At 68.1% G+C, this 10,897-nt stretch carries 12 protein-coding genes; all 12 read left to right on the plus strand.

Annotated features, from left to right (window positions below; all coding sequences use genetic code 11):
• The first annotated feature begins 32 nt into the window (after positions 1-32).
• The 12 genes from kdsA to rpoS all read left to right on the plus strand — a co-directional run bounded on the left by kdsA (position 33) and on the right by rpoS (position 10,324).
• Positions 33-863: a 3-deoxy-8-phosphooctulonate synthase gene (kdsA, locus tag DFQ59_RS17830; protein WP_114281103.1), complete on the plus strand. Its 831-nt coding sequence runs from the start codon at positions 33-35 to the stop codon at positions 861-863.
• 209 nt (positions 864-1,072) lie between these two features.
• A complete protein-coding gene (gene eno, locus DFQ59_RS17835; RefSeq protein ID WP_114281088.1) occupies positions 1,073-2,359 on the plus strand; it encodes a phosphopyruvate hydratase in 1,287 nt (428 codons plus the stop codon).
• A gap of 59 nt (positions 2,360-2,418) precedes the next feature.
• Positions 2,419-2,688, plus strand: a complete 270-nt coding sequence (ftsB, locus tag DFQ59_RS17840) for a cell division protein FtsB (protein ID WP_114281104.1) — start codon at positions 2,419-2,421, stop codon at positions 2,686-2,688.
• A 348-nt stretch (positions 2,689-3,036) separates the two neighbouring features.
• Positions 3,037-3,753, plus strand: coding sequence for a 2-C-methyl-D-erythritol 4-phosphate cytidylyltransferase (ispD, locus tag DFQ59_RS17845; protein ID WP_114281089.1), 717 nt, complete (start codon positions 3,037-3,039; stop codon positions 3,751-3,753).
• Positions 3,750-4,238, plus strand: a complete 489-nt coding sequence (gene ispF, locus DFQ59_RS17850; protein WP_114281090.1) for a 2-C-methyl-D-erythritol 2,4-cyclodiphosphate synthase — start codon at positions 3,750-3,752, stop codon at positions 4,236-4,238. The genes ispD and ispF overlap by 4 nt, the downstream gene beginning before the upstream one ends.
• The gene (gene truD / locus DFQ59_RS17855; protein WP_114281091.1) at positions 4,235-5,320 is read left to right on the plus strand and encodes a tRNA pseudouridine(13) synthase TruD; all 1,086 of its coding nucleotides are present in this window, start codon (positions 4,235-4,237) and stop codon (positions 5,318-5,320) included. The genes ispF and truD overlap by 4 nt, the downstream gene beginning before the upstream one ends.
• A gap of 251 nt (positions 5,321-5,571) precedes the next feature.
• Entirely contained in the window at positions 5,572-6,324 is a 753-nt protein-coding gene (gene surE / locus DFQ59_RS17860) for a 5'/3'-nucleotidase SurE (RefSeq protein WP_114281105.1), read from the plus strand.
• The gene (locus tag DFQ59_RS17865; RefSeq protein WP_114281092.1) at positions 6,321-6,983 is read left to right on the plus strand and encodes a protein-L-isoaspartate(D-aspartate) O-methyltransferase; all 663 of its coding nucleotides are present in this window, start codon (positions 6,321-6,323) and stop codon (positions 6,981-6,983) included. Before surE ends, DFQ59_RS17865 begins: the two co-directional genes overlap by 4 nt.
• A complete protein-coding gene (locus tag DFQ59_RS17870; protein WP_114281093.1) occupies positions 6,983-7,561 on the plus strand; it encodes a YqaA family protein in 579 nt (192 codons plus the stop codon). The genes DFQ59_RS17865 and DFQ59_RS17870 overlap by 1 nt, the downstream gene beginning before the upstream one ends.
• Positions 7,562-8,099: 538 nt before the next feature.
• Positions 8,100-8,969 carry a peptidoglycan DD-metalloendopeptidase family protein gene (locus tag DFQ59_RS17880; protein WP_114281095.1) on the plus strand — a complete coding sequence of 290 codons (870 nt, stop codon included), beginning with the start codon at positions 8,100-8,102 and terminating at the stop codon, positions 8,967-8,969.
• Positions 8,970-9,133: 164 nt separating this feature from the next.
• Positions 9,134-9,277 (plus strand): hypothetical protein, encoded by a 144-nt coding sequence (locus tag DFQ59_RS20125; protein WP_211314995.1) that lies wholly within the window; start codon positions 9,134-9,136, stop codon positions 9,275-9,277.
• An 84-nt stretch (positions 9,278-9,361) separates the two neighbouring features.
• Positions 9,362-10,324: an RNA polymerase sigma factor RpoS gene (gene rpoS, locus DFQ59_RS17885; protein WP_245937314.1), complete on the plus strand. Its 963-nt coding sequence runs from the start codon at positions 9,362-9,364 to the stop codon at positions 10,322-10,324.
• Positions 10,325-10,897: the final 573 nt, after the last annotated feature.

Raw genomic sequence — 10,897 nt, forward strand, 5'->3', positions numbered from 1 at the left:
GCGGACAGGAGACGCGCCAGGGACCTGGCAGCATCGCGCTGTGCGGCTTCAGCGCCGGGCTGGAACAGCCGCTGTTCCTCATCGCCGGGCCGTGCGTCATCGAGAGCGAGCAGCTGGCGCTGGACACGGCCGGGGCGCTCAAGGAGCTGACCGGGCGCCTGGGCGTTCCGTTCATCTACAAGTCCTCCTTCGACAAGGCCAACCGTTCCTCCGTCGCGAGCTACCGCGGCCCGGGGATCGAGGCCGGGCTGCGCATCCTGGAGACGGTGAAGCGCGATATCGGCGTGCCGGTGCTCACCGACGTGCACGAGGACACGCCGCTGGCCGAGGTGGCCGCGGTGGTGGACGTGCTGCAGACCCCCGCGTTCCTGTGCCGGCAGACCAACTTCATCCAGGCGGTCGCCGCGCTGGGGCTGCCGGTGAACATCAAGAAGGGGCAGTTCCTCGCCCCGTGGGACATGAAGTACGTGGCCGACAAGGCGCTGGCCACCGGGAACCGGCAGATCATGGTCTGCGAGCGGGGCGTGAGCTTCGGCTACAACAACCTGGTCTCCGACATGCGCTCCCTGGCGGTGATGCGCGAGACCGGCTGCCCGGTGGTGTTCGACGCCACCCACTCGGTACAGCTGCCGGGCGGGCAGGGTGGAGCCTCCGGGGGGCAGCGCGAATTCGTTCCGGTGCTGGCACGCGCCGCCGTGGCCGCCGGGGTCTCGGGCCTGTTCATGGAGACCCACCCGCGTCCCGACGAGGCGCTCAGCGACGGGCCCAACGCCTGGCCCCTGGGGCGGCTGGAGGCGCTGCTGGAGACCCTGGTCGCGATCGACCGCGCCGTGAAGGCGAGCGGCTTCGATGAGCTGAAATGACACGCCGCCCTCCAGGCGGCGTGTTTGTCTGATAATCCCGTTTCATCAAGTTTCAGGTTTTAGGTATTGGGTGTTGGGTCCCTGTCCCGTACGGAGGCGGTTCGTTTCTGCGCCCGCCGCTTCATGGATGACACGGATACCTGAAACGTAATACCTGAAACCTATAATCTGATACTGAAAACCGAAAACGTCATATATCTGGAGTCACCATGTCTGAGATTCTGAATGTCGTCGCCCGCGAGATTCTCGATTCGCGCGGCAATCCCACCGTCGAGGCCGACGTGATCCTCGCGTCCGGCGTGACCGGCCGCGCCGCGGTGCCCTCCGGCGCGTCCACCGGTTCCCGCGAGGCCCTGGAGCTGCGTGACGGGGATCCCGGCCGCTACGGCGGCAAGGGCGTGCGCAAGGCGGTCGAACACATCAACACCGAGATCCGCAAGCTGCTGGTGGGACGCGGCGCCATGGACCAGTCGGGCCTGGATCAGGCCATGATCGCGCTCGACGGCACCGCCAACAAGGGGCGCCTGGGGGCCAACGCCATCCTCGCGGTCTCCATGGCCCTGGCCAAGGCGGCGGCGCGCCAGACGGAGCTGCCGCTGTATCGCTACCTGGGCCTGAAGGGCCCCTACAGCCTGCCGGTGCCGATGATGAACATCATCAACGGCGGCGCCCACGCGGACAACAACGTGGACATGCAGGAGTTCATGATCGTGCCGGCGGGGATGCCCAGCGAGGCGGAGGCCGTCCGCTGCGGGGCCGAGATCTTCCACACCCTGAAGAAGGTGCTGCAGGAGCGCGGCCTCAACACGGCGGTGGGCGACGAGGGCGGCTTCGCGCCCGACCTGCCCTCCAACGAGTCGGCCATCGAGGTGATCCTGGAGGCCATCGGGCGGGCCGGCTACAAGGCCGGCGAGGACGTCTGGATCGGGCTCGACACGGCCAGCTCGGAGTTCTACCGCGACGGCAAGTACGAGCTCGCCTCCGAGGGCCGCTCCCTCAGCTCCGCCGAGATGGTGGACTACCTGGAGGACTGGGTGAACCGCTACCCCATCCTCACCATCGAGGACGGGATGGCGGAGAACGACTGGGAGGGCTGGAAGCTTCTCACCGATCGCCTGGGCAAGCGGGTGCAGCTGGTGGGCGACGATCTCTTCGTCACCAATCCCGCCATCCTGCGCGAGGGCATCGACAAGGGAATCGCCAACGCCATCCTCATCAAGCTCAACCAGATCGGCACCGTCACCGAGACCCTGGAAGCCATCCGGATGGCCAAGGCGGCCGGCTACGGCGTGGTCATCTCCCACCGTTCGGGCGAGACCGAGGACGTCACCATCGCCGACCTGGCGGTGGCTACCGCCGCCGGCCAGATCAAGACCGGCTCGCTGAGCCGTTCCGACCGGGTGGCCAAGTACAACCGCCTGCTGCGCATCGAGGAGATGCTCGCCGGGAAGGGAGCCTATGCCGGGCGCGGCATCTATCCGTCCCTTGCCGGTTGAGGCTCCGCAACGGCAATGCGGACCAGCGACCCGGAGAGTGAGTCACGCGGGCTGTGACCATTAAATGGGTCATCGTGGTGCTGGTGCTGGTGCTGGTATCGCTCCAGGCCCGGCTCTGGTTCGGCGAGGGCAGCCTCGCCGAGGTCTGGCGCCTGCGGCAGTCGGTGAAGCTGCAGGAGCAGACCAACGCCGAGCAGCGCGAACGCAACCAGGTCCTGGAGGCGGAGGTCCGCGATCTCAAGCAGGGGCTGGAGGCCATCGAGGAGCGCGCCCGCAGCGAGCTGGGGATGATCCGGGAAGGCGAGACCTTCTTCCTCCTGGTGGAGTGAGCGCGTCTTTCGGTCGCGACCGGGTAACGATGAAGAGCACACCACGAAGGCACGAAGAACACGAAGGAAAAGACGGTCTATCCGCAGATTACACAGATTACGCAGATTCCGGATTGCCGTGACAGGATGCATGGGCTGACCGTGCAGCCATGAGGACTTGTGACGATTGAGCTCCCGGCCCTGGCCACCGCAGCCGGGAGCGCTGTCAAGCAATCCCATGTTCTGTAAAAATATCTGCGTAATCCGCGTAATCTGCGGTTAAGACATCTTTCCGCTTTTCTTCGTGCCCTTCGTGCCTTCGTGGTGAAAGTGTTTTTTTTTGGTGAAAACAGGTGAACAGCGGATCTGATGACGGCTGAGGATGACCGGGTCTGGGCGGTGGTGCCGGCCGCGGGGGCGGGGACGCGCATGGGCACGGAGGTGCCCAAGCAGTACCTGCCGCTGCTCGGCCGTCCGCTCATCGAGCACACCCTGGAGCGGCTGCTCAGCCATCCGCGCATCGCCGGCGTGGTGGTGGCGGTGGCGGCCGGGGACGAGCGCTGGCGGGCCCTGGGCCTGGCCGGGCGGCCCGGCGTCACCACCGTCACCGGCGGCGCGGAGCGCTGTCACTCGGTCCTCAACGCCCTGGCCTGGCTGCTCGGGCAGGGGCACGGCGGGGCCTGGGTCCTGGTGCACGACGCCGCGCGCCCCTGCCTCTCCCACGGCGAGATCGACCGCCTGCTCGAGGCCCTGGCGGAGGATCCCGTCGGCGGTCTGCTCGGTCTGCCGGTGCGGGACACCATGAAACGGGCCGGGGCGCAGGACCGGGTGGCGGGCACCGTGCCGCGGGAGGGGCTGTGGCACGCGCTGACGCCGCAGATGTTCCGCACCGGCGCGCTGCACGGCGCCCTCGGCGCCGCCCTGGACCGGGGCGAGCTGGTGACCGACGAATCCTCCGCCATGGAACTGGCCGGCCACGCCCCGCGGCTGGTGCCCGGCCGGCCCGAGAACATCAAGGTCACGCGCCCCGAGGACCTGGCGCTGGCCGAGCTCTACCTCCGGCAACAGGGCGGATCGACAGGATGAGAATCGGACAGGGTTTCGACGCCCACCGCTTCGCCCCCGGGCGACGGCTGATCCTCGGCGGGGTCGAGATCCCACACGGGGAGGGCATGCTGGCCCACTCCGACGGCGATGTGGCGATCCATGCGCTGTGCGACGCGCTGCTCGGCGCCGCGGCGCTGGGAGACATCGGCCGGCACTTTCCCGACAGCAGCGCCGAGTACAAGGACGCCGACAGCCGCGTGCTGCTGCGGCGGGTCGTCGCCCTGCTGGCTGATCGGGGCTTCCGGGTCGGCAACGCCGACATCACCCTCATCGCCCAGCGCCCGAAGCTGGCCCCCTTCATCGACACGATGCGCGAGCGCCTCGCGGCCGATCTCGGGGTGGCCGCCGGGCGGGTGGGCGTAAAGGCCACCACCACCGAGCAGATGGGCTTCACCGGGCGCGGCGAGGGCATCGCGGCGCTGGCCGTGGTGCTGCTGGACGAGCCGGCTCCCGCGGCCCGATGAGCGCCGGGACCGATCCCGTCCGCTCGCTCCCCCACGCCTGGGGCGCCCCCGTCGCCCAGGGCCGCATCCGCCAGTCGCCGGAGGATTTCCGGGTGGACGAGATCCCCGCCATCACCCCGGCCGGGCGCGGCGAACACCTCCTGCTACGGGTGGAAAAGCGTCTTGCCAACACCGAGTGGGTGGCCGGAAGGCTGGCCGAGGTGGCCGGCGTGGAGCCGTTGGCGGTGGGCTATGCCGGTCTGAAGGATCGTCGTGCCGTGACCACCCAGTGGTTCAGCGTCCACCGGCCGGCGGCGGGTGAGCCCGACTGGAGCGTCCTCGAGCCCGAGGGCGTGCGGGTGCTGGATGCCACCCGGCACACCGCCAAGCTGCGGCGGGGCGAGCTGGAAGGAAACCGGTTCCGGATCCGGGTCACGGCGCTGGCGGGGGCGGGCACCCCATTGGAGTCGCGGTTGCGGCAGGTGGCGGAAGCCGGCGTGCCCAACTACTTCGGGGAGCAGCGCTTCGGCCGCGACGGCGAGAACCTGGCGCGGGCCGAGGCGCTGTTCGCCGGCCGCGGCCAGGTGCGGGATCGCCACCGGCGCGGCCTCTACCTCTCCGCGGCCCGCGCCTGCCTGTTCAACGCGGTGCTGGCGCAGCGGGTGGCGGCGGGGAGCTGGAACCGCGCGCTCCCGGGGGACGTGGTCCTGCTGCCGGGCGGTCACGGCGAACTGACCCTGGAGCGGGTGGACGCCGCCGTGGCGGCCCGGGTGGCCGACGGGCGGCTCACCCTGACCGGCCCCCTGTGGGGTCGGGGCGGGCTGACCACCGCCGCCGAGGCCCGTGCGGTTGAATTGCAGGCCCTGGCGCCCTGGGCCGCGCTGCGTGCCGGCCTGGAGGCCGCGGGCCTCTACCAGGAACGCCGGGCGCTGGGTCTGCGGCCGCGGGAATTCACCTGGGACCAGCCGCGGCCCGATGTGCTGGAGCTGGCTTTCGATCTGCCGGCCGGCAGCTACGCCACCGTGGTGCTGAGGGAGCTGGTGGACCTGCAGCCGGAGTCCACCGGCGGCGCGCCCGCAGGGAGCCCCCCGAAAGCACCATGAGCGCTGCAGCGCTGGGCAAGTGAACACAGCCATTGCCTGCCCGCTGCGCCTTGTCCTGGCGCTTTCGGGGAGGCTCTGGAAGTACCTCCAAGGGTGAAGCAGTACACCAGTGCCCCCGGCGGTTTTTCGGCCGCGCCGGCCCGTTCCGGTGACGGCGGGCGGAACGGGGTTTTGTCGGGCTCCGGCCCTCTAAGTTATCATGCCGCAGATGCCGCGCACCGCGGCGGCGGGGGCACATGCAAACAGACGGGATAAAAATCCTCATCAGCAATGACGACGGCTATCGGGCCCCCGGCCTGGCGAGCCTCGCGGCGGCGCTGATGGACATGGCGCACATCACGGTGGTGGCCCCGGATCGGGACCGCAGCGGAGCCAGCAACTCCCTGACCCTCGATGTCCCGATTCGCGCCAACATCGGCGAGAATGGCTATATCGCCGTCAACGGAACTCCCACCGACTGCGTTCACCTGGCGATCACCGGCCTGCTCGAGGAGGAGCCGGACATGGTGGTGTCGGGCATCAACGCCGGCGCCAATCTCGGTGACGACGTGCTCTATTCGGGCACCGTGGCCGCCGCCATGGAGGGCCGCTTCCTCGGCCTGCCGGCCCTGGCGGTCTCCATCGCCTCCCACAACCCGACCCACCTGGAGTCGGCGGCGCGGGTGGCCCGCACCCTGGTGGAGCGGCTGCTGGCCGACCCGCTGCCGGCGGACATCATCCTCAACGTCAACGTGCCCGATCTGCCCTGGGCGCAGATCCGGGGCTACCGCGTCACCCGTCTCGGCCACCGCCACCGCGCCGAGCCGGTGGTCAGGGCCACCGATCCGCGCGGACGTGACATCTACTGGGTGGGGCCGGCCGGGCTGGAGCAGGATGCCGGTACGGGCACCGACTTCCTCGCCCTGCGGGAGAACTTCGTGTCGGTGACGCCGCTGCAGGTGGACCTGACCCGCCACAACGCCCTGGAACGGCTCGGGCACTGGCTGCCGGAGGACGGTGCATGAACCGGGAACGCCTGGACGGCATCGGCATGACCTCCCAGCGTGCCCGTGACCGGCTGGTGGACAGGCTGCGCGGCCTCGGCATCACCAGTCCCGCCGTTCTCGGCGTCATCGCCGCCACACCCCGGCACATCTTCGTGGACGAGGCCCTGTCGAGCCACGCCTACGAGAACAAGTCGCTTCCCATCGGCTTCGGCCAGACCATCTCCCAGCCCTACACCGTCGCCCGGATGACCGAGGTGCTGCTGGAGTGCAGCCCTTGCCGCAAGGTGCTGGAGGTGGGGACCGGGTCGGGCTACCAGGCCGTGGTGCTGGCCCAGCTCTGCGAGGAGGTCTTCACCGTTGAGCGCATTGCCGCGCTGCTCAACCGGGCCCGCCAGTGCTTCCGCGACATGGGGCTGCGGAACATCCGCAGCCGCCACACCGACGGCGGGCAGGGCTGGCCGGACAACGGGCCCTACGACGGCATCATGGTCACCGCGGCCATGGAACAGATACCCGAGGAGCTGCTGACCCAGCTGGCGCCCGGCGGCTGCATGGTGCTGCCGCTGGCCACCGCACAGGGGCAGCGCCTGCAGCGGATCCGCCATACCGGCACGAGTTTCGAGATGGAGGACATGGAGGACGTGCGCTTTGTTCCCTTCCTCGGGGGCAAGCGCTGATGCGGCTCTTCTCCCGGCTCTACGCGCGGGTGATGCATTGGGCGGCCCACCCCCACGCGCCCCGCTACCTGGCGGGCCTCAGCTTCGCCGAATCCTCCTTCTTTCCCATCCCGCCCGACGTGATGCTCGCGCCCATGGCGCTGGCGCGTCCGGAACGGGCCTGGTCCTATGCCCTGCTCACCACGGCGAGCTCGGTGCTCGGCGGCATGCTCGGCTATCTCATCGGCTACTTCGCCTTCGGGGCCATCGAGCCGCTGCTGCACCAGGCCGGCTACTGGCCGGCCTACGAGGCGGCGCGGAGCTGGTTCGAGCAGTGGGGTTTCTGGGCCATCTTCGTCGCGGGTTTTTCACCGATTCCGTATAAGGTGTTCACTATTGCCGCGGGTGTGCTGGCGATGGTCTTTCTGCCCTTCGTGCTGGCCTCGGCGGTGGGGCGGGGGTTGCGCTTTTTCCTCGTCGCCGGCCTGATGGTCCTGGGCGGGGAGCGCATGGAGCGCAAGCTGCGCACCTACATCGACTACATCGGCTGGGCCACCGTGGTCGCGGGCGTGATCGCCTACCTCGTGATCCGGTATTAGCTCTGAATTTTTCTCACCAAGAACGCCAAGGTTAAAAAAGAACAGGACCTTGTGATTGGAGCATCGTCTGGAACGGGGGCCGCTGCAGTAATAAGACCGTCAATCCTCTGTTCTCCTGGCATTCTTCGCGTCTTGGCTAGGGATAACATGAAATATCGGGGCTAGTGTAGTGCGTCACTCTTGGAGGCCCATTCAGCGAGTCGCCGGCCGGTCAGATGCAAGGCGCGCTTGCGCAGGAATGGCAGGCCCCCTTTCAAGCAAGCGCAACGCCGCAGATGGCCGGCCAGCGGCGCGCCCGGAGGGAGCCCCCCGAAAGCGCCATGACGGCGTTGCAGCGCTTGACAAGGGAACAACCATTGCCTGCGCACTGCGCCTTGTCCTGGCACTTTCGGGGGGCTCTGAAAGTACCTCCAAGAGTGACGCACTACACTAGCATCCTGGCGGCGCGGTCAATGGGCGTTCCGTCCCGGTTCAGGACTCCCGGCACCGACACCGCCCACGCCAGGGATTCACCGGGACTGTGGCTGACGGAAGCATCATGAAGCGATGGCAGAACAACAGCACGCTGGTGCTGGCGGCAGTGGTTGTTGCCGCGTTGCTGCTGGACGGCTGCGGCGGGCGCAATACCGCGGCGCCGGTCACCGAGCGCTATGGCGCGTCGGCGCGCAAGGCCGCACCTGTCGCACCGCGTACCACGCCCCGGGGCGGCGACTACACGGTCCAGCGCGGCGATACCCTCTACTCCATCGCCTGGCGCTACGGCCGCGACTACCGGGAGCTGGCGGCCTGGAACGGCATCCGCCCCCCCTACACCATCTACGTCGGGCAGCGGCTGCGAACCGCGCCGGGACGCCTGTCCGCGGCGACGCGGGCCCCCGTGCGGGAATACGCGCCGGCGCCCGCCGCCACCGCGCGCAGCACCGCACCCCCCGCCGCGCCAGCCCCCACCCCCGGCAACCGGGATGCCATCCCGCCGACGGCGTCCACGTCGAAACCGGGCCCGACACCCGCGCCCGGGCCGGTGGAGTTCCCGCGCAATGTCACCTGGGCATGGCCGGTCGAGGGGCCGTTGCTGAGCCGCTTCAGCGACAGCAGCGCGGGCAGGAAAGGGGTGGACATCGGCGGCCACTACGGCCAGCCCGTACGCACCGCGGCCGCGGGACAGGTCGTCTACAGCGGCAGTGGACTTCGCGGTTACGGGCAGCTTATCATCGTGAAACATAACGATATGTACCTGAGCGCCTACGCACACAACCGACGCCTCCTGGTCAGGGAGGGCGAAGCGGTGAAAGCGGGGCAGGTGGTGGCCGAGATGGGGCGCAGCGAAACCGACCGGGTCATGCTCCATTTCGAGATCCGCAAGGAGGGTAAGCCGGTTGACCCTCTCCGCTACCTGCCGAAGCGCTAGCCCGGAGCAACCACTGTCCGACACAGCGGCCCCACCGCCGCTGCCGCAGGATTCGGAGAGCGCGAGGTCCGGAGCTGGAGTCCGACGGAACACGGCATGTGAGGTGTCAAGGGCCATGATCCGCCGGAACCCCGGGAAAACAGGCACCGGAGAGTGCATCGCAGATGGTCGAGGCGGTCATGACTGGGATGATCCGCACGGTATTGGCGCAGCGGGAGGCGATAGTCTCCCCGGATGCGACCGTGACCGTGCCGGGCACATCCGCTGCAGGCAGCACCGCACTGGTACCGTTGATTCCAGGGCTGTGAACGCAATACGGATCAGCCCCGGCTTGTTGGATGGATGGAAATCACCGAGGAGTTCCTATGCCGCGGGAGTGGGAAGGCGACTCGTTGGCTGATAACGACAGCGACGAGGAGGAGACCCTGGCTATCGAGGAGCAGGAGCAGGAACAGGAGCAGAGCGGTGAGGCCGAGGAACTTCAGGATGAAGAATCCTCCATCAACTGGGAGGCCTCCACCGACAACCTCGACGCCACGCAGCTGTACCTGAGCGAGATTGGCTTCTCGCCGCTGCTCACCGCGGAGGAGGAGGTCTACTTCGCCCGCCGGGCCCAGCGCGGTGACGACAGTGCGCGCAAGCGCATGATCGTGAGCAACCTGCGCCTGGTGGTGAAGATCGCCCGGCGCTACGTCAATCGGGGGCTGGCCCTGCTCGATCTCATCGAGGAGGGGAATCTCGGTCTGATCAGGGCCGTGGAGAAGTTCGACCCCGAGCGCGGATTCCGGTTCTCCACCTACGCCACCTGGTGGATCCGCCAGACCATCGAGCGGGCGATCATGAACCAGACCCGCACCATCCGCCTGCCCATCCACGTGGTCAAGGAGCTGAACGTCTACCTGCGCGCCGCACGGCAGCTGGCCCAGAGCCTGGACCACGAGCCGACCCCGGAGGAGATTGCCCAGCTCCTGGACAAGCCGACCCGCGACGTGGAACGGATGCTGGGACTCAACGAGCGGGTCGCCTCCGTGGATACCCCCTACGGCAAGGACTCGGACAAGTCCCTGCTCGACACCATCGCCGACGAGGCGGTCGGCGATCCCGCGGAGCTGCTCCAGGACGACGATCTCAGGGACAGCATCGAAGACTGGCTGTCCCAGCTCAACGACAAGCAGCGGGCCGTGGTGGAGCGCCGCTTCGGCCTGTGCGGCTACGAGAGCTCCACCCTCGAGGAAGTGGGCAACGAAATCGGGCTCACCCGCGAGCGGGTACGCCAGATCCAGGTGGAGGCCCTGCGGCGGTTGCGCGAGATCCTGGAGAAGCAGGGTCTTTCCGGCGACGCCCTGTTCCGTTGAGATAGCGGGCGGCGTGTGAGAGATCTCTGATAAGCGTGTGCGCGCTTGTCCGGTGCCGGCCTGAGCGGATCGCGCGTGGCGCGCGATCATCACTCATATCGGGTTGAATTCAATAGAAATACCTCCGCGGGATGGTTCGGCGCCCACCCTGTTGCCGGGCCCCAAGCCCCTTTGCGTTGTATGGCAATGATGGATATGTTTATCCCGGCGGGAACGGATACCACTGGACAATGCACGGATGCCTCGGGCCGCAGGAGGCGCGACAGGGACGTGCACAGGGACGTGCCCGCAGGGATGCAACGCATTTGGTGTGGGGCGCGTGGAACTGCCCGGATGAGAGGACGTTGAAAAGCGGTCATCGACCGCTTTTTTTTTGTGCCGGAAAAACGTGAATGCGTGAGTGCGTGAGTGCGTGAGTGCGTGAGTGCGTGAAGGGCGAAGGGGTTGCGCGGGTTCTGGATTTCCGGGGACGCTCTGGACGGAACACGGAACACGGAACACGGAACACGGAACACGGAACACGGAACACGGAACACGGAACACGGAACACGGAACACGGAACACGGAACACGG

It is taken from the genome of Thioalbus denitrificans, assembly GCF_003337735.1.
Classification (GTDB): Bacteria; Pseudomonadota; Gammaproteobacteria; order DSM-26407; family DSM-26407; genus Thioalbus; species Thioalbus denitrificans.

What these genes read in the sequence shown, in the direction of transcription:
- eno (WP_114281088.1), top strand. Translation starts at nt 1,073, where the DNA reads ATGTCTGAGATTCTGAATGTCGTCGCCCGCGAGATTCTCGATTCGCGC.
- ispD (WP_114281089.1), top strand. Translation starts at nt 3,037, where the DNA reads ATGACGGCTGAGGATGACCGGGTCTGGGCGGTGGTGCCGGCCGCGGGG.
- ispF (WP_114281090.1), top strand. Translation starts at nt 3,750, where the DNA reads ATGAGAATCGGACAGGGTTTCGACGCCCACCGCTTCGCCCCCGGGCGA.
- truD (WP_114281091.1), top strand. Translation starts at nt 4,235, where the DNA reads ATGAGCGCCGGGACCGATCCCGTCCGCTCGCTCCCCCACGCCTGGGGC.
- DFQ59_RS17865 (WP_114281092.1), top strand. Translation starts at nt 6,321, where the DNA reads ATGAACCGGGAACGCCTGGACGGCATCGGCATGACCTCCCAGCGTGCC.
- DFQ59_RS17870 (WP_114281093.1), top strand. Translation starts at nt 6,983, where the DNA reads ATGCGGCTCTTCTCCCGGCTCTACGCGCGGGTGATGCATTGGGCGGCC.
- DFQ59_RS17880 (WP_114281095.1), top strand. Translation starts at nt 8,100, where the DNA reads ATGAAGCGATGGCAGAACAACAGCACGCTGGTGCTGGCGGCAGTGGTT.
- DFQ59_RS20125 (WP_211314995.1), top strand. Translation starts at nt 9,134, where the DNA reads ATGGTCGAGGCGGTCATGACTGGGATGATCCGCACGGTATTGGCGCAG.